The organism is Rathayibacter sp. AY2B3, assembly GCF_002931755.1.
GTDB lineage: Bacteria > Actinomycetota > Actinomycetes > Actinomycetales > Microbacteriaceae > Rathayibacter.
The window spans coordinates 17881-35315 of the sequence record NZ_PSUG01000018.1; the positions used below are offsets into that span (position 1 = coordinate 17881).

The window sequence follows — 17435 nt, forward strand, 5'->3', positions numbered from 1 at the left end:
TCCGAGCCTAGCCAGGCGCTGCGTCCGGCTCAGTGCGCGGCGACGTCCCAGTCGGACCCGTGGCCCACCTGCACCTCGAGCGGGACGCTCAGGTCGGCGGCCCCCGCCATCCGGCCGCGGACGATCGCCTCGAGCGGCTCCTCCTCGCCGGGGGCGACGTCGAAGATCAGCTCGTCGTGCACCTGGAGGAGCATCCGCGAGCCGAGCCCCTGCCCGTCGAGGTCGGCCTGCACGCCGATCATCGCGCGCTTCATGATGTCGGCGGCCGAGCCCTGGATCGGCGAGTTCAGCGCCGCCCTCTCGGCGTTGTCGCGGAGGACGCGGTTCGCGCTCTGCAGGTCGGGGAACGGACGCCGGCGACCGAAGATCGTCTCGGTGTAGCCGGTCTCGCGAGCCTGCTCGACGACGCTGCGGAGATAGTCGCGCACCGCGCCGAAGCGGACGAAGTAGTCGGTCATCAGCTGCTTGGCCTCGGCGCTCGAGATGCGCAGCTGCTTCGACAGGCCGAAGGCGCTCAGGCCGTAGGCGAGGCCGTACGACATCGCCTTGACCTTGTTGCGCATGGCCGACGTGACGTCGCCCGGATCGACGCCGAAGATCCGCGATCCGACGAAGCGGTGCAGGTCCTCGCCGGAGTGGAAGGCCTCGATCAGTCCGGCGTCCCCGGACAGGTGCGCCATGATCCGCATCTCGATCTGCGAGTAGTCGGCGGTGAGGAGGGTGCTCGCCTCCGCTCCGTGGACGAAGGCGGTGCGGATGCGGCGGCCCACCTCGCTGCGGACCGGGATGTTCTGCAGGTTCGGGTCGTTGGAGGAGATGCGGCCGGTGGCCGTGCCGGTCTGGTCGTAGCTGGTGTGGATCCGGCCGTCGGCGGTGACCGACTTCTCGAGCGTCTCGATGATCTGCTTGAGCTTGGTCGCGTCGCGGTGCTCGAGCAGCAGCCCGAGGAACGGGTGCGGGTGCGACTCCTGCAGGTCGGCCAGGGCGGAGGCGTCGGTGGTGTAGCCCGTCTTCGTCGCCCGGGTGCGCGGCATGTCGAGCTCCTCGAAGAGGACCTGCTGCAGCTGCTTCGGCGAGCCGAGGTTCATCTCGTGGCCGATCTCGGCGAAAGCGCGGCTCGCCAGGTCGGCGGCCGAGACGGTCAGCTCGGCGCGGAGGCGCGCGAGCACGTCGGCGTCGATCGCGACGCCGGTGAGCTCCATGGTCGCGAGGACCTGGACGATCGGCAGCTCGATGTCGACGAGCACCGAGAGCATCCCCTCGCCCAGGCGCTCGCGCAGCGGAGCGACCAGCCGGTACGCGTACCAGGCCTCGGTCGCGGGCCCCATCGGCTCGACGGTGGGGACCAGCTGGTTCGGGTCGCCCTGCGCCATGGTCTCGTCGAGGTGCTGCGCGACCTGCGCCGCGAGCGTGGCCGGGTGCCCGGTGGGCTGCACCAGCCAGGAGGCGACGCGGGTGTCGAAGGCGAGCCCCCCGACGGGGAGTCCGGCCCGCCGCAGCGCCTTGATCTGGGGCTTCGCGTCGGCGAAGTACTTGGGAGCGGAACCGGCCAGCCACTGCTCGAGCGCGGTGTAGTCCGGCCGCTCGTCGGCCCACGGGACGAACGCCGTCTCCTTCTCGACCGCCAGGCCCACGCCCTCGAGCCCGCCGGCTCCGAGCTGCACCTGGACGGCGACGGGGGCGGTGCCCTTCGCCGAGACGCGGTCGAGCCAGTGCGCGAGCTCCTCGTCCACCAGGGTGCGGACGGCGGGGGCGGAGGTCGTGACCACGTCGCCCGCCAGGGCCGCGGCGGCGCCGTCGACGCCCTCCTCCGCGGCGATCGTGAGGACCCGCTCCTGCAGGGTCTTGAACTCGAGGCGGCTGAAGATCTCGCGGACCGCGTCGGGGTCGATCGGACGGCGCGTCAGGTCGTGCGGGCCGAGAGGGAGCTCGACGTCCGTCACCAGCCGGTTCAGGCGGCGGTTGCGGAGGGCGTTCTCCTTCTGCTCGCGCAGCTTCTCGCCGACCACGCCCTTGATCTCGTCGGCGTGGGCGATGATGTCGGCGACCGTGCCGTACTGGTTGACCCACTTCGCGGCCGTCTTGGGGCCGACCTTGTCGACGCCGGGCAGGTTGTCGCTCGTCTCGCCGACGAGGGCGGCGATCTCGGGGTACTGGTGCGGCTCGACACCGTACTTCTCGAAAACCTTGTCGCGGTCGTAGCGGGTGAGCTGCGAGACGCCCTGAGTGGAGGGGTAGAGCAGGGTGACGTCGGGGGTCACCAGCTGGATGGTGTCGCGGTCGCCCGAGACGACCAGCACGCGGAAGCCGGCCTCGGCCCCCTGCCGCGCGAGCGTCGCGAGGATGTCGTCGGCCTCGAAGTCCTCCTTCGAGACGGTGCGGATGTTCATGGCGTGCAGCGCCTCCTCGAGGAGGGGGACCTGGCCCTTGAATTCGGGCGGGGTCTCGCCGCGGGTGCCCTTGTACTCCGGGTACTCGCGGGTGCGGAACGAGTAGCGGGAGATGTCGAAAGCGACGCCGAGGTGGGTCGGCTTCTCGTTCTTCAGCAGCAGGATCAGCATCGACAGGAAGCCGTGGATGGCGTTCGTGTGCTGGCCCTCGCGGGTCTGGAAGCTGTCGACCGGAAGCGCGTAGAACGCCCGGAACGCCAGGGAATGGCCGTCGACGAGCAGGAGGGTAGGCTGTTCCGGATCTGACACAGGGCCAGACTACACAGCGCCTCCGACACCGGATCGGCCCGCTCGCGCCCGCCGGTCAGGACCGCTCCGAGGCTCCAGTTCGAGGAGCGACGTGACCGAGCCGACCCCCACCACGACCGCCTGGATCCGCCCGCCCGCGCTCGACCTCGTCGCCGGGATCGGCCGCGGCATGGGCGAGCTCGCCGAGCGGATGGGGATCCTCTGGCACGAGCTCACGCCGCAGCACTCGGTGGCCTCGATGCCCGTCGAGGGCAACCGGCAGCCGGTCGGCATCCTGCACGGCGGCGCGCACGTCGTGCTCGCCGAGTCGATGGGCTCGATCGCGGCGAACGTGCACGCGGGCGAGGGCCGGCTGGCGATGGGCATCGAGCTGAACGCGAGCCACAGCCGCTCGATCCACTCCGGCTTCGTGATCGCCACCTGCGACGCGATCCACCTCGGCTCCACCCTCACCACCCACGAGATCGTCGTGCGCGATCAGGAGGGGCGCCGCCTCTCGACCGTGCGGATCACCAACATCATCCGCGACGCCCGCTGACCGCGCGGATCCGAGCTCGGTCAGGCATCGCTGCGGAAGATGAGATCGAGGACCGTGCCGAGGACCGCCACGATCCCCGCCGCGATCGATGATGCGATCGGCGCTCCGACCTCAAGAGCGACCACCGCGCCGACGATGCCCACCGCGAGTTGCAGGTAGTACGCCCGTGCCGCAGACCTCGTGCTGATTCGTTCGAAGAACCATGACCACCGTCCTCCCGAAGACGGCGGGATCGCTCGTGGCACGAAAGCGAGGATGAGGAGGCCGCCGATCAGGATCACGGGAGGCGCCGTCGTCTCGATGGCGGATCGAGATGCCCCGACCGCGAGAAAGGTGACGAGCGAGACGGTGAAGAGAAGAAGGCCGAGCCTGGTCCGAGGTCGACCCCATCTGGGCTCACGAACTGCGTGTACTCGGACCATTTCCTACTCCCTGCACGGTTCCACGACGGGGAAGGATGCAACGGCCACAGAGTGCGGGTGCCGAACACCGACGCATTTCCCTTCGTCGTGAGCGGGGTCGGCTGCAGCGATCGCGACCCCGGCAGCCGCTCCACATCGCTGAGCGACCGATTCGCTGACCGAAAGAGCATCCTCCGTGGGTGACCATTCGGACCGTAGCACCGCGGCGCGCAGCCCTGTCAAGCGACGGCGCGCGACTGTGCCAGGTGGCGCACGAAGGACGACACTGAGCGGATGAGCCTTCGCCAACTCCTCAAGAGCCTCCCGTCCATGCCCTCCGATCTGCCCTCCTTCGACGCGGAGGCGGCACCGGCCGATCCCCTCGAGCTGTTCGCGCAGTGGCTCGAGGAGGCGAAGGACGCCGGGCAGCTCCTCCCCCACGGCGCGACGCTCTCCACCGCCTCCGACGACGGCACCGTCTCGGCACGCGTGCTCGTGCTGCGCGAGATCGACGAGGCGGGCTGGGCGTTCTCCACCCACGCCACCAGCCCCAAGGGGCGCGCCATGGAGGAGAACCCGCACGCCGCGCTGACCTTCTTCTGGCCGGTGCAGGGCCGGCAGGTCCGGGTCGAGGGCCGCGTCGAGCGCGCGTCCGCGCAGGAGTCGGCCGACGACTTCCGCCGCCGCTCCGAGGCCGGGCGCACCGCCCTGCTCGTCGGACGCCAGAGCGAGCCGATGCGCAGCGCCCAGGACTTCGGGCTCGTCACGCTGCAGACCAGCGTCGCCGTCGGCTGCTCACCCGCTACGCTCGACCGCGAATGGGCCGTGTACCGCGTGGTCCCCGAGCGCATCGAGTTCTGGCAGGGCTCGACGGCGCCGGAGCAGGACCACACCCGCCTCGAGTACCGCCCGGGAACGACGGAGGCGGGCGGCTCCCCGTGGGAGCGCACCCGCCTCTGGCCGTGAGCCCCGGAGGGCGGTGAGCGCTAGGCCTTCTTCGGGCTCAGCTGCTCGATGATCGCCTGGGCGACGTCGTGCATGGTGAGGCGGCGGTCCATCGACGCCTTCTGGATCCAGCGGAACGCCTCGGGCTCGGTGAGGCCCATCTTCTCGTTGAGCAGGCCCTTGGCGCGATCGACGAGCTTGCGGGTCTCGAAGCGCTCGACCATGTCGGCGACCTCGGCCTCGAGGGTGAGGATCTGCGCGTACCGCGAGAGGGCGATCTCGATCGCGGGCAGCAGGTCGTTGGGCGTGAAGGGCTTCACGACGTAGGCGAGCGCTCCGGCCTCGCTGGCACGCTCGACGAGCTCCTTCTGGCTGAAGGCGGTGAGCAGGACGACGGGCGCGATGTGCGCCTTCGAGAGGCGCTCGGCCGCCGAGATGCCGTCGAGCTGGGGCATCTTGACGTCCATGATGACGAGGTCGGGGCGCAGCTCGGTGGCAAGGGCCACAGCGGTCTCGCCGTCGCCGGCCTCGCCGACGACCTCGAAGCCGTTGTCGCGGAGGATCTCCACGATGTCGAGGCGGATGAGGGATTCGTCTTCGGCGACGACGACCCGACGGGGTGCGGTCGACGAGGGTTCCTGGTCAGTCACGCCGATGAGCCTACGGTATTCTCGACGGGCTGGTGATGAGCCGGTGTGGCGGAATGGCAGACGCGGGGCACTCAAAATGCTCTGTCCGAGAGGGCTTGTGGGTTCGAGTCCCACCACCGGTACCCGCCGGGTCGCGCGCTGCGCGCCTCCGCTCGCTAGCGTCGTCGGATGAGCACCGACCCCTGGCCCCTGTTCTCGCTGGAGCTGCGCACGCCGCGGCTCGAGCTGCATCCGGTCCGCGACGCCGACCTCGGCCCTCTCGCCGACGCCGCTCTCGCGGGCGTGCACGACAGCGGCCGCTCGCCGTTCCCCTCCCCCTGGGCCGAGGCGCCGCCGGAGCGCCTGCCCGGCGAGCTCGCCCGCTTCCACTGGTCGCAGCGCGCGCAGACGACGCGGGAGTCGTGGCGCGTCGCGTTCGCCGTGGTCGAGGACGGCCGGGTCGTCGGCTGCCAGGACGTGGTCGGCGAGTCCTTCGCCGCCACCCGCACCCTGACCTCGGGCTCGTGGCTCACCCGCTCGGCGCAGGGCCGCGGCCTCGGGCGCGAGATGCGCGCCGCCGTGCTCCTGCTCGCCTTCGACCACCTCGGAGCCGAGGTCGCCGAGAGCGCCGCCCTCGCCTGGAACGCTCGCTCGATCCGGGTGTCGGAGGCTCTCGGCTACCAGCCGAACGGGGCGCACCGGATCGTCGGCCCGGACGGCGCGTCGGTCGAGGAGCTGCGATTCCGCGTCACCCCGGAGACCCTGGTGCGGCCGGAGTGGACGCTCGGGGTCGCTGGGCTCGACGGTGCACGGGCGATCCTCGTCCAGGACTCGCTCGGTCCGTCCTCCCCGGCCTGATTCACCAGAACATCGTGCCCGGGGACCCCTTGAACGGACCGACCACGCGTGAGGTGATCCAACCGCCGTAGAAGTCGCCCGGCTGCGGCTGGACCGTCTCGCCGTCGACCGTGCAGGAGTCCATCCGCCCGGGGTAGAGGGCGACCGTGTCGACGAGGGCCTCGAAGCCGCCCATCGGCTCCGGGTACGTCCAGCCCGCCGCCTCCGCGACCGCTCCTCCTCCGCGCACGGTGAGGTAGGAGGCCGCGCCCTTGAACTCGCAGATGCTGCGGCCGGGCGCGGGCTCGAGCGCCCCTGGCGCGAACGAGGACACGGGGAGGTAGTAGACGGGAGGGTGGCTCGTCTCGAGGACGCGCAGCGCCTCGCGGGTCTCGGCGACGACGACTCCCCCGAGCGTCACGACGACGTGCTCGGAGGTGGTCTCGACCCTGGGGGGTCGCGGGTAGTCCCAGACGGATTCCTGGCCCTCGGCGGGCGGCACACGCTTCATCCCGCTCACGCTACGCGGCGGGGAGCGGCGCTCCGGCGCCTCCCAGAGGATGCCCGGCCGGGCGCCGCGGCCCGGCGGATCGCCGCCGCCGGGACGCACGGGGGCCCCGGTCGCGTAACGTCGTCCCTGCGGCGGAACCCCGAGCCCGCGCGCAGAAGGAATCCAGAGTGCCCACCGAATGCATCCACGGCCTCGACATCGCGCTCTGCGACGTCTGCACCCCGAAGAAGCTCCCCGAGCAGGTCGGCCGTGCCACCCGCACCCCCGCGCGCGTGCCCGGAACCTCCCGTGCAGCCACCGCCCGCGCGGCCGCGCGCGGCACGGCGCGCGAGAAGCCCCTGCCCAAGGTCGACATCGCCGCGCAGCGGATCTACCACGTCACCCACCTCGACAACCTCGAGGCGATCGTCGCCGCCGGCGCGATCCTGGCGGACCAGCAGCTCGAGGAGCGCCCCGCGATCGACGTCAGTGCCGAGACCACCCGCGAGCACCGCCGTGCCGTGCAGGTGAAGGACGGCATGAGCGTCGCCGGCTTCGTGCCCTTCTTCCTCTCCCCCGACGCCGCACTCTGGGCCGATCTGCGCGGCGAGCGGGTCGCTCCGCACTGGTCGCCGAGCGCCCACACGACCACGGCCTCGCAGTACGTCGTCCTGGTGGGCTCGCTCGCCTCCGCCCCGGTGCTGAGCGACGGCGACGCCTCCCACGTCCTCACGCGCTTCACCGAGGGCGACGCGCTCGTGCGCACCTTCGCGCGCCTCCTCGTCGACGAGCCGGCTCTGCGCAGCGCCGAGGCGCTCGTGCCCGAGCGCTTCCCGCTCGACGGCGTCGCGACTGTCGGCGTGGCGTCGGTCGCCGCCCGGAACCGCGTCAAGGCTCTCTTCGAGGGCATCGACGCCTCTCCCCGCGTCGCTGTCTACCCGCCGTGGTTCCACCCGGTGGCCGAGGAGGAGTGACCCGGCGCTAGTCGGCCTCGAGGAGGTCGAGGCGGTCGGCCAGGTACCGTCGCAGCGGCATCAGTCCCTGCTCGCCCAGACCGGGCGCCCAGCGCACGAGCACCTCGGAGCCGCGCAGGGCCAGCGGCTCCTGGCCAGACTCGAGCGCCGGGGCGTCCAGGATGAGGCGACGCCAGCCGTAGTTGACGATCTCGCCCTCCTGGAACGGTCCGTCGAAGGCGGCGCGCCGGATCTCGCGGCGCGCCTCCTGCGACTCCGACTGGTTGTTGGCGTGCAGTGGAGCGACGGCGCGGGTCACCGAGCCCGTCGCGAACAGCTCGCCTCCGCGCCCGAGGAGCACGACGCCCAGGCGCCACGCGCGGGTGACGGAGGCCATCACGGGCTTGCGGCGGAAGCCGAGGATCGCGCGCGGAGTCCGCAGCTCGGCGACGGCCTGGTCGGCGATGCCGCGGGCGTCGAGCTCGGCGGAGACCTCGCGCAGGAGCGCGGCCAGATCGGCGGCGGCCTGCTCGGCCCCTGGTGCTGCGGGCATCGGTCCTCCTCGGCTCGTCCCGCCAGCCTACGGGCGCGGTGTGCACCGGCCTCCCCGCTCCGCACCGCTAGCATCGCCTGACGACACCGAGGAGGACGAGCGATGCGCGTCATCATGATGGGCCCGCCCGGCGTGGGCAAGGGCACCCAGGCGGCCGTGCTGTCGCGCGAGCTGGGGGTGCCGGCCATCTCCACCGGCGATCTGTTCCGCGCGCACGTCGCCGACGGCACCGACCTCGGACGGCGCCTGCAGGCGCTCGTGGAGGCCGGCGAGTACGTGCCGGACGAGCTGACGAACGCGCTGGTGGCGGAGCGCATCGCCGAGGAGGACGCCCGGGACGGGTTCATCCTCGACGGCTACCCGCGCACGCTCGCCCAGGTGGACGCGCTGGCGGAGCTCCTCGAGGAGCGGGGCACGCCGCTGACGTGCGTCGTGCTGCTCACGGCCGACGCGGACGTGGTCCTCGCGCGGCTGCACGTGCGGGCGCAGGAGCAGGACCGTGCCGACGACGACCCCGAGGTCGTCCGGAACCGGATCGAGGTCTACGAGCGCGAGACCGCTCCCCTGGCGGAGGTCTACGACGAGCGCGAGCTCCTGGTGCGGATCGACGGCTCCGCCTCGCAGGACGAGGTCGCCGCGAGGATCATCGCGGCGTGCCGACCCGAGTGAGCCGGCCCGCCGCGACGGGAGGTCAGATCGCCGAGGCGAGGACCTCGTCGAGCTTGGCCGAGGCCTCCTCATCGGTGCCCTTCAGGGCGAGCGAGAGCTCCGACACGAGGATCTGACGCGCCTTGAGGAGCATCCGCTTCTCGCCGGCGGAGACGCCGCCCGCCTGCTCGCGGCGCCACAGGTCGCGGACGACCTCGCTGACGCGGTACACACTGCCGCTGGCCATCTTCTCCTGGTTGGCCTTGAAGCGGCGGGACCAGTTGCTGGCCTCCTCCGCGACGTCGCTGCGCAGGACGTCGTAGACGGCCTGGACTCCGGCGTCGTCGATGATCTCGCGGACGCCGACGAGCTCGGCGTTCTCGACGGGGAGGGTGATGGTGAGCTCGCTGGTGTGCACGTTCATGGTCATGAACGTCTTCTCGACGCCCTTGACTGAGCGCTTCTCGAGCCCGGTGATCGTCACCGCTCCGTGGTGCGGGTAGACCAGCGTCTCGCCGACCTCGAATGTCATCATGTCGTGCCTTTCGTCGTGGGGCGTGGTGGGAGTGAGGAGTCCAGGGGGCGCAGCGGCGCCGCGGCGAGCCAGGCCGGGAGCAGCGCGACGAGGTGCTCGACCAGCTCCTCGTCGGTGCCGTCGAGGGAGCCGGCGAGCCAGGCGCCGACCACGGAGAGGACACCGCCGGCCGCGAAGACCGCGGTGAGCTCGGGGTCGACCGATGCGGGGACGTCGACCCGGCCGAGCACCTCGCGGTGCAGGGCGAGCGCCGTGTCGAGCACGGCGTCGTCGGAGGCGACCCGGGCGGAGGCTCGCGCGCGGAGCCGGGCGTGGAAGGCGTGGCGGTCGACCAGCCGCTCGACGAGCCGCGAGTAGCCGCGCTGCAGGGCGTCGGCTCCGCAGCGGTCGGCGGGATCGCCCTCGGCGACGTCGGCGACCGCGAGGTCCTGGCGGAGCAGCGCGGAGGCGACTCCCGCCGCGTCGTCGAAGTGGGCGTAGAACGAGCTGCGGCTGATCCCGGCCTCGCGCACGATGTCGCTCACCGCGATGCCCTCGGCCCTCTCGCCGTCGCTCTGCATGACGAGGCGCTCGACCGCGTCGAACACGCGGCGGCGGGTGCGCCGGGCCCGCGGGTCGGCGGAACCGGGCGCCACCGGGGACTCCGCCGCGGGCACGGAGGCGAGGCGGGCGGAAGTCATCGACGGCAGTCTACCACTTCCCGGACAGGTGTACGGAAAGAGCGTCAGGCGCCGGTGCGCACCGGATCGAGGCCGGCGATGCGGTCGATCGCGGCCTGCTCGCTCGGCGAGACCCGGCCGAGATACCGGCCCAGGAACACGAACAGCAGGCGGTTCGCCGTGATCGCCGGCCACCACGGGCGCCGGAGGCCCAGGAGCCTCCGCACCTCGGGGCTGAGCGAGGCGACCGCGCCGGCGAACAGCAGCGGGTAGACCACGCCCGCCTCGCCCGGCAGCCGGATGTCACGGAGGAAGCCGACCGCCTCGTGCACGCGCGCGTCGGGCTTGAGCTCGCCCGCGAATCCGGCGAGCTGCGCGCGGAGCTCCGCGACGCTCTCGGGCGGATCCTCCACTCCGAGCAGTCGGCCGGAGGCGGCCCACTCGCGCACGTAGGCGTCGGGGCCGCCGGGGATCCGTCCACCCCAGATCTCGTGAGCGCCGAGGAACGCGTCGGTGAAGGCGTCGTGCACCCAGAGCAGCAGGCGGGGATCCTGGGCGGAGTAGGAGCGCTCGCGCCCGCCGGCGTCCTCGTAGGAGCCGACGATCCGCTCGTGCACGCCGGTCACCCAGCGCGCCGCTCCGCTCGCCGCGGCGGTGTCCCCGAAGCTGGTGGTCAGGACCCAGCGGACCGTGTTGTCGAGCCGGCCCATCGGGTCCTCGCGGTAGCGGGAGTGGTCGTGGACACCGGCCATCGCTCCGGCGTGAAGGGTCTGCATGAGCAGAGCCCGCACTCCGGCGATCATCGTCGGCAGCCCTCCGTTCACCGCCCAGACCGCGCTGCCCGGTCCGAAGAGCCCGGCGTCGTCGCCCTTCTCGAGGGCCACGATCCAGTCGGCGCGGGGGCGGGGGCGGCGGCGTCTCATCCGCTCAGTGTGCGCTCGGACCCTGGGTCGCGGCTGGCCGTTCCGTCACCCTTCGTGGGGCCGTGGTCACTCGGCCAACAGCTCGCGGACGTCATCGGCCGTCAGCGCCCGCGCGAAGAGCTCGCCCTCGTCGAGCACCGCTGCGCTGAGGCGGCCCTTGCGCTCCTGGAGGCGCACGATCTTCTCCTCGATCGTGTCCGCCGCCACCAGCCGGTACACGTTCACCCGCCGCTCCTGGCCGATGCGGTGCGCGCGGTCGACGGCCTGCGCCTCGGCCGCCGGGTTCCACCACGGGTCGAGGATGAAGACGTGATCGGCCTCGGTGAGCGTGAGCCCGGTGCCCCCCGCCTTCAGGCTGATCAGGAAGACGGGCGCGGCTCCCGAGCGGAACTCCTCGATCACTCCCGCGCGGTCCCGGGTGGAGCCGTCGAGCTGCACGAAGGGGATGCCGCGCCGGCGCAGCCGCTCCCCCGCCCGCTCCAGGTACGACGTGAAAGTGCTGAAGACGAGGGCTCGGCGGCCCTCCGCGATCACGTCGTCGAGCTGCTCGACGAGCACGTCGAGCTTCGCGGACGGGACGTGCCGGTAGGCCGGGTCGACCAGAGACGCGTCGAGCGCGAGCAGGCGCAGCAGGGTGAGCGAGCGGAACACCGTGAAGCGCTGCCGGTCGAGGTCGTCGACCAGGCCCAGGAGCTTCCGGCGCTCGCGCTGGAGGTAGCCGTCGTAGAGCACTCGGTGGGCGGGAGTCAGCGCGACCTCGATCGTCTGCTCCTGCTTCTCGGGGAGCTCCGGCGCCACCGCCTCCTTGGTGCGGCGGAGCAGGAACGGACGCAGTCGCCGGCGCAGTCTCTCGAGGCGGCGGCGCGCGCCCTCGGTGTGGCTGACGGTCCGCCCCTCGGACAGATCGGGCGAGGCGATGCCGACGGGCGCCTCCGCGTGCAGGATCGGCCGGGTGTACTCCTCGCGGAAGCGGCGCAGCGGCGGCAGGAGCCCGGGCGCCACGAGGGCGAGGACCGCCCAGAGCTCATCGAGCGAGTTCTCCAGCGGAGTGCCCGTGAGAGCGAGCGTGACGGGCGCGCCGACCCCGCGGGCGGCCCGGTGCGTCTGCGAGGCCCGGTTCTTGACGAACTGGGCCTCGTCGAGGATCAGCGCCGACCACGTCCTCGCCGCCCAGCGCTCGCCACCGAGGCGCAGGACCGCGTAGCTGGTGAGGACCACGTCCGCGTCGGCCGGGATCGCGTCGAGCGCGCCCTCCCGCGAGCTCGCGACGACGTGGACGCGCAGGGCGGGCGCGAAGCGCTCGGCCTCCGAGCGCCAGCCCGGCACGACCGACGTGGGGGCGACCACGAGGAACGGCGCGCGGCGGATCCCGGCGCGGCCCGCCTCCTCGACCGCGTCGAGCATCATGGCCAGCGCCTGCAGGGTCTTGCCGAGGCCCATGTCGTCGGCCAGGATCCCGCCCAGTCCGTGGCGGAGGCGGTGCACGAGCCAGGCGTAGCCCGCCCGCTGGTACGGGCGCAGCCGGGCGGTCAGTCCCTCCGGCGGCTCCACGTCCTCCGGCGACCCGGCGGCCAGCGCGGAGTCGAGCACGGCGCGCCACGCGTCGGAGGGGACGCTCTCGTCAGCGAGCTCCTCCAGCTCGTTCCAGAGCCCGGTCTGGTGCCGGCCGAGCCGCGGTCCCGTCTCCCACTCCTCGAGCTCGTCCGCCCGGGTCAGCAGCTCCCGGAGCCGGTCGAGGCCGGGGTGCGCGAGCGAGAGGTAGGAGTGGTCGACCAGGCGGATGCGGTCGCCGCCCGCCGCCAGAGCGCGGAAGAGGGGCAGGAACGGCACGGTCGCGTCGCCGATCGTCACGACGACGCCGAGGTCGAACCAGTCGGCGCTCTCGGTGTCGACGGCGGTGATGGTGAGCGTGAGCGGCCCGTTCAGCAGGCGGTAGTCCGGGGCCGCGCCCTCGCGCTCGACCCGGACGCCGCCGATCCCCTCCAGCTGCGGGAGCTGCTCCACCACGAACACCGCCGCCTCGGCCCCGCGCAGGACCGCGCTCGTCCCCGGCTCCGGCACGACGGCGGATCCGGCCTCGCCGAGCACCGAGCGCACCCGGCGGAGCACCGCGCGCTCGAGAGCCGCGTCGGCCGTGCCGTCGAGCTCGCCCGCGCGATCGGGCGAGCGGCGCCAGTGCCAGCCGACCCTGACGGCGCGCCGCGGCTCGAACGAGACCGTGCAGACCAGGCGCGGCGGCTCCGGGTCGTCCAGGACGAGGTCGACGCCCTCCTCGCGGACCGCGACCCGGCCCCGGAGGGCGGGGAGGTGCTCGCCGACGAACTCGGGCACGTCCTCCGCCGGGACCACCGTCTCCTCGGGGTGGTCGAGGAGCCGCAGCTCCTCGTCGTCGAAGGGAAGGGACGCGGGCGCGAGCAGGAGCGAGGAAGGATCGCCGCCCTCGACCGCGTACACGCCGTGCCGGGCGACCGGACGCGCCGACTCCGGTGAGTGCTCCGCACCGTCGATCCGCAGCACCGGCCGCAACCGGAGCGATCCCTCCTCCGCCGAGACCGTCACCGCCACGTGCGCGGGACCGGCGAGGCGGACCGATCCCTTCTCCGGGGCGAGCAGCGGGATCCCGGCGGCCTGCGCCTGCTCGAGAAGCCGCCAGAGCAGCGGGCTCTCGTAGTCGTCGAGGTGGATCCAGTCGGGGTCCTGCCCCAGGTGGACGGTGCGCGTGGCGCGGTGCAGGGCCGCGAACTCGGCGAACCAGCGCTGGTGAGCGGGGTCGAGCGAGAGCCGGTGGGTCTGGAAGTTCAGCGACTTCCACGTGAGGGTGGTGCGGTTCCAGGCGCCCCCGCGCCCGCGGACGACGGGGCGGGTGGCCAGACGGTGGTCGCGGCGCTCGCCGGGGTCGTAGGTCTTCGCCGTGACGCGCTCGCTCGCGGGCGCCCTCCACGGATCGTCGGCCCGGCGCACCAGTCGGCGCAGCTCGAACTGCAGCCCGATCGGCGTGAGGACGGGCGGCGACTCGGCCTCGGCGGATCCGCTGAGCTCGCCGACGCGGGCGCGCCAGGAGGAGGGGATCGACTCGGGAGGCACCGCCCCATGCTGCCACGCGCCGCCGACATGCCCGCCCGCACCGCGCGACGGGCAGAATCGGAGAATGACCAGCAGCGACTCCCCCGCGCCCACCGCCCTCACCCTCGGCAGCGAGAGCCTGCGCCTCGCCCTGACGACCGCCGGCGCCGAGATGACGTCCCTCCGCGACGAGGAGGGCCGCGAGTACCTGTGGCAGGCCGGCCCGGAGTGGCGCCGGCACGCGCCCGTGCTGTTCCCGATCATCGGCCGCCTCCCCGGCGACACGCTGCACCACGACGGCGCGGACCACCGGATGGGTCAGCACGGCTTCGCGCGGGACCGCGTCTTCGAGCTCGCGGGCGTCTCGGCGGACGAGGCGGTGTTCCGGCTCCGGAGCGACGACGCCACGCGCGCGGTGTTCCCCTTCGACTGGACGCTCCTCATCGCCTACGCCGTGACCGGCGCCTCGCTCCGGATCACCCAGACCGTCGAGAACAGGGGTCCCTCTCCCCTGGGCTTCTCGCTCGGCAACCACCCGGCATTCGCGCTGCCGCTGCCCGAGGGCCGCGGCGAGCACCGCATCCGCTTCGCGCAGCCCGAGCCGGAGGGGTTCCGCCGCGCTCCGGAGAACCTGCTGCTGGAGGCCCGCCACCCGGCGCCGCTCGAGGACGGGGTCCTGACGGTGGACGACGGCCGCTTCGAGGAGGGCGTGATGATCTTCGACGAGCCTCGCCGCCGGACCCTCAGGCTCGAGGCCGACGGCGCCGCCCGTGCGATCGTCGTCGACACCGGGGACTTCGACGTGGTCGGCGTATGGAAGCCCGTCGGGGCACCGTTCGTCTGCCTCGAGCCGTGGCGGAGCGTCCCGACACCCGAGGGCTGGGACGGCGACATCGTCGACAAGCCGCGCCAGATCGTCCTCGAGCCGGGCGGACGGCGGTCGCTGTCCTACAGCATCGCGCTGAGCTGAACGTCCTCGCGCTGGATCTGCGCGTCGAGCAGCTCGAAGCGGCGGATGATGAGCCCCTCGCGGGTGGCCCAGGGGCAGATCACCAGCGTCTCGACGCCGAGGGCGTCCATGGCCGCCTCCGCGACGAGAGCGCCCGCGAGCAGCTGCGGAGCCCGCAGAGCGGAGACGCCGGGGAGGGCTGAGCGGTCGGCCGTGCTGATCGCGGCGAGGCGGGAGGACCACAGCCGGAGGTCGACCAGGTGCAGCTCGCGGCGCACCAGCGGACCGGCCGCGCTCGGAGCGGCGCCGGTGATCCGCGCCAAGGAGCGGAAGGTCTTCGACGTGCCTGCGACCAGGTCGGGGCGCCCCAGGGCGAGGAAGCCGCGGACGGGCTCCGCGAGCACCTCGCGGGCGTGACGCCGGGCGGCCTTCACGCTCGTGGCCGAAGCGGGATCGCCGAGCAGCAGGTCGCGCGTCACCCTGCCCGCTCCGAGCGGGACCGACACGGCGAGCTCGGGCACCTCGTCCACACCCATCGAGAGCTCGAACGAGCCGCCGCCGATGTCGAGGTCCAGGATCGAGCCCGCGCCCCAGCCGAACCAGCGGCGCACGGCGAGGAAGGTGGCCGAGGCCTCCGCCTCGCCTCCGAGCTCCTGGAGGTGCACACCCGTCTCGGCGCGGACCCGGTCGAGGACCGCCGCACCGTTGCCGGCCTCGCGGATCGCGGAGGTCGCGAACGCCAGCAGGTCCTCCGCGCGATGCTCGCGGGCGACCTCGGCGGCCTCGGTCACGAATGCGATCAGTTCGCGCTGGCCACGCTCGGTGATCTCCCCCGCCGCGTCCAGGTGCGCCACGAGAGCGAGGCTCCGCTTGTGCGAGCGGTAGGGCACCGGGCGGGCGCCGGGGTGCGCGTCGACGAGGAGCAGGTGGACCGTGTTGGAGCCGATGTCGAGTACGCCGAGTCGCATGGGTCCACGGTATAGGCCCGCGGAGGCACGTCCCGCCACGCGGACCGCCGGGGAACGCCGGAGGGCCCGGCCGCTCGCGCGGCCGGGCCCTCCGGGGGTGCTGGTCTCAGTGGTCCCAGTTCTCGGCCCTGTCGGCCGAGCTGGACGAGCCGACGATGTGCACCCGCATGTCGTTCGTCGTGCCGGCGCGCCCGGGGGGCGATCCGGAGACGACGACCACGGTCTCGCCCGCCTGGGCGAGGCCCTCGCGGAGCAGCACCGCGTCCACCTGCGCGAACATCGCGTCGGTGTGGTTGACGCGCGGCGTGACGAAGGACTGGACGCCCCAGTTCAGCGCCATGCGGCGGCGGACGGCGGGCTCGGGGGTGAAGCCGATGATCGGGATGCCGTGGCGCAGGCGCGTCATGCGGCGGACCGAGTCGCCCGACTCCGTGAACACGCAGAGGAACTTCGCCTCGACGAACTCCGCGACCTCGGCGGCGGCCAGCGTGACCGATCCGCCCTGGGTGCGGGGCTTGCTGCCCAGCGGGGGGATGCGCTCCAGGCCGTGCTCCTCGGTGGACTCGACGATGCGGGCCATGGTCTGCACGGTGACGACGGGCCAGGCGCCGACGCTGGTCTCGCCCGAGAGCATGACCGCGTCCGCGCCGTCGAGAATGGCGTTCGCGACGTCCGAGGCCTCGGCCCGCGTGGGGCGGGGGCTCTCGATCATCGACTCGAGCATCTGGGTGGCGACGATGACCGGCTTCGCCCAGCGGCGGGCGAGCTCGACGGCGTGCTTCTGCACGATCGGCACCGCCTCGAGGGGCAGCTCGACGCCGAGGTCGCCGCGGGCGACCATGATGCCGTCGAAGACGTCGATGATCTCCTGGAGGTTGTCGACCGCCTGCGGCTTCTCGATCTTGGCGATGACGGGAGCCTTGCGGCCCTCCTCCGCCATGATCTCGTGCACGCGCTCGATGTCGCTGGCGTTGCGCACGAAGGAGAGGGCGATGATGTCGGCGCCGAGGCGGATCGCCCAGCGGAGGTCGTCCTCGTCCTTCTGGGAGAGTGCGGGGACGTTGACCGCGACGCCGGGCAGGTTGATGCCCTTGTTGTTCGAGACGTTGCCGGGGACGACGACCTCGGTGACGACCCGGGGGCCCTCGACGGCGGTGACGCGGACAGCGACCTTGCCGTCGTCGATGAGGAGCATGTCGCCCGGGTTCACGTCGTCCGGGAGGCCCTTGAACGTGGTGCCCGAGAGCTCGCGCGTGCCGAGGACGTCCTCGGTGGTGATGGTGAAGACGTCGCCCTCGGCGAGGGCGTACGGACCGCCCTCGAACTTGCCGAGGCGGATCTTCGGACCCTGCAGGTCGACGAGGATCGCGACCGCGCGCCCGGCGTCGTCCGCGGCCTTCCGCACGAGGCGGTAGATCCCTTCGTGGACGTCGTAGCTTCCATGACTGAGGTTCATGCGGGCCACGTCCACGCCGGCGTCGATGATCGCACGAATGGTCTCGTACGACGACGTTGCCGGGCCGAGGGTGGCGACGATTTTCGCTCGTCTCATTGAGGGGGTGCTCCGTTGTTCTGCGCCCGGAGGCGCGTCGTTAGCGGGGAGGGTGAGCTGATTGCTGGCGGGCCGAGACTATCGCGTCCCGGG

Annotated in this window: 17 protein-coding genes and 1 tRNA gene; 7 read left to right on the plus strand and 11 right to left on the minus strand. The window is 72.7% G+C overall.

The features are described 5' to 3' along the window. Nucleotides 1–29 precede the first annotated feature (29 nt). Nucleotides 30–2699, minus strand: coding sequence for a DNA polymerase I (gene polA, locus C5C24_RS07795; protein ID WP_104304693.1), 2670 nt, complete (start codon nucleotides 2697–2699; stop codon nucleotides 30–32). Nucleotides 2700–2790: 91 nt separating this feature from the next. On the opposite strand from polA, the gene C5C24_RS07800 reads away from it, so the two are divergent. Next, nucleotides 2791–3237 carry a PaaI family thioesterase gene (locus C5C24_RS07800; protein ID WP_374955326.1) on the plus strand — a complete coding sequence of 149 codons (447 nt, stop codon included), beginning with the start codon at nucleotides 2791–2793 and terminating at the stop codon, nucleotides 3235–3237. 20 nt (nucleotides 3238–3257) lie between these two features. Here C5C24_RS07800 and C5C24_RS17625 read toward each other — a convergent pair whose 3' ends face one another. After that, the gene (locus C5C24_RS17625; protein WP_146082563.1) at nucleotides 3258–3518 is read right to left on the minus strand and encodes a hypothetical protein; all 261 of its coding nucleotides are present in this window, start codon (nucleotides 3516–3518) and stop codon (nucleotides 3258–3260) included. Between the two features lie 414 nt (nucleotides 3519–3932). Between C5C24_RS17625 and C5C24_RS07805 the strand changes: the two genes are divergently transcribed. Continuing rightward, nucleotides 3933–4604 carry a pyridoxal 5'-phosphate synthase gene (locus C5C24_RS07805; RefSeq protein WP_104304694.1) on the plus strand — a complete coding sequence of 224 codons (672 nt, stop codon included), beginning with the start codon at nucleotides 3933–3935 and terminating at the stop codon, nucleotides 4602–4604. 20 nt (nucleotides 4605–4624) lie between these two features. Here the strand turns inward: C5C24_RS07805 and C5C24_RS07810 are convergent, their stop codons facing one another. After that, complete coding sequence (locus tag C5C24_RS07810) at nucleotides 4625–5233, minus strand: ANTAR domain-containing response regulator (RefSeq protein ID WP_104275582.1); 609 nt, start codon at nucleotides 5231–5233, stop codon at nucleotides 4625–4627. A 39-nt stretch (nucleotides 5234–5272) separates the two neighbouring features. Between C5C24_RS07810 and C5C24_RS07815 the strand changes: the two genes are divergently transcribed. Both C5C24_RS07815 and C5C24_RS07820 read left to right on the plus strand, forming a co-directional pair. Beyond that, nucleotides 5273–5355 (plus strand) — tRNA-Leu (locus C5C24_RS07815). 46 nt (nucleotides 5356–5401) lie between these two features. After that, nucleotides 5402–6070: a GNAT family N-acetyltransferase gene (locus C5C24_RS07820; RefSeq protein ID WP_104304695.1), complete on the plus strand. Its 669-nt coding sequence runs from the start codon at nucleotides 5402–5404 to the stop codon at nucleotides 6068–6070. Nucleotide 6071: 1 nt separating this feature from the next. Here the strand turns inward: C5C24_RS07820 and C5C24_RS07825 are convergent, their stop codons facing one another. Beyond that, nucleotides 6072–6560, minus strand: coding sequence for a DUF427 domain-containing protein (locus C5C24_RS07825; protein ID WP_104280633.1), 489 nt, complete (start codon nucleotides 6558–6560; stop codon nucleotides 6072–6074). Between the two features lie 167 nt (nucleotides 6561–6727). Between C5C24_RS07825 and C5C24_RS07830 the strand changes: the two genes are divergently transcribed. After that, entirely contained in the window at nucleotides 6728–7513 is a 786-nt protein-coding gene (locus C5C24_RS07830; protein WP_181118418.1) for a DarT ssDNA thymidine ADP-ribosyltransferase family protein, read from the plus strand. Nucleotides 7514–7520: 7 nt separating this feature from the next. On the opposite strand, the gene C5C24_RS17920 is transcribed toward C5C24_RS07830, so the two are convergent. Next, the gene (locus tag C5C24_RS17920) at nucleotides 7521–8045 is read right to left on the minus strand and encodes a hypothetical protein (protein ID WP_181109975.1); all 525 of its coding nucleotides are present in this window, start codon (nucleotides 8043–8045) and stop codon (nucleotides 7521–7523) included. A gap of 102 nt (nucleotides 8046–8147) precedes the next feature. On the opposite strand from C5C24_RS17920, the gene C5C24_RS07840 reads away from it, so the two are divergent. Then, nucleotides 8148–8714: an adenylate kinase gene (locus C5C24_RS07840; RefSeq protein WP_104280635.1), complete on the plus strand. Its 567-nt coding sequence runs from the start codon at nucleotides 8148–8150 to the stop codon at nucleotides 8712–8714. Nucleotides 8715–8736: 22 nt separating this feature from the next. Here C5C24_RS07840 and C5C24_RS07845 read toward each other — a convergent pair whose 3' ends face one another. The 4 genes from C5C24_RS07845 to C5C24_RS07860 form a co-directional block, all read right to left on the minus strand. After that, complete coding sequence (locus C5C24_RS07845) at nucleotides 8737–9225, minus strand: CarD family transcriptional regulator (RefSeq protein ID WP_068257183.1); 489 nt, start codon at nucleotides 9223–9225, stop codon at nucleotides 8737–8739. Beyond that, nucleotides 9225–9908 (minus strand): TetR/AcrR family transcriptional regulator, encoded by a 684-nt coding sequence (locus C5C24_RS07850; protein ID WP_104304697.1) that lies wholly within the window; start codon nucleotides 9906–9908, stop codon nucleotides 9225–9227. The genes C5C24_RS07845 and C5C24_RS07850 overlap by 1 nt, the downstream gene beginning before the upstream one ends. Nucleotides 9909–9952: 44 nt before the next feature. Then, nucleotides 9953–10810 (minus strand): oxygenase MpaB family protein, encoded by an 858-nt coding sequence (locus C5C24_RS07855; RefSeq protein ID WP_104280637.1) that lies wholly within the window; start codon nucleotides 10808–10810, stop codon nucleotides 9953–9955. 66 nt (nucleotides 10811–10876) lie between these two features. After that, the gene (locus C5C24_RS07860; RefSeq protein WP_258065092.1) at nucleotides 10877–13894 is read right to left on the minus strand and encodes a DEAD/DEAH box helicase; all 3018 of its coding nucleotides are present in this window, start codon (nucleotides 13892–13894) and stop codon (nucleotides 10877–10879) included. A gap of 64 nt (nucleotides 13895–13958) precedes the next feature. Between C5C24_RS07860 and C5C24_RS07865 the strand changes: the two genes are divergently transcribed. Further along, entirely contained in the window at nucleotides 13959–14843 is an 885-nt protein-coding gene (locus tag C5C24_RS07865; RefSeq protein WP_104304698.1) for an aldose 1-epimerase family protein, read from the plus strand. Here the strand turns inward: C5C24_RS07865 and C5C24_RS07870 are convergent. Both C5C24_RS07870 and pyk read right to left on the minus strand, forming a co-directional pair. Further along, nucleotides 14822–15790: an exopolyphosphatase gene (locus C5C24_RS07870; protein WP_104275573.1), complete on the minus strand. Its 969-nt coding sequence runs from the start codon at nucleotides 15788–15790 to the stop codon at nucleotides 14822–14824. The two genes, C5C24_RS07865 and C5C24_RS07870, sit on opposite strands and share 22 nt — an antisense overlap. Before the next feature lie 106 nt (nucleotides 15791–15896). Beyond that, nucleotides 15897–17342: a pyruvate kinase gene (pyk, locus tag C5C24_RS07875; protein ID WP_104275572.1), complete on the minus strand. Its 1446-nt coding sequence runs from the start codon at nucleotides 17340–17342 to the stop codon at nucleotides 15897–15899. Between the last annotated feature and the right edge of the window lie 93 nt (nucleotides 17343–17435).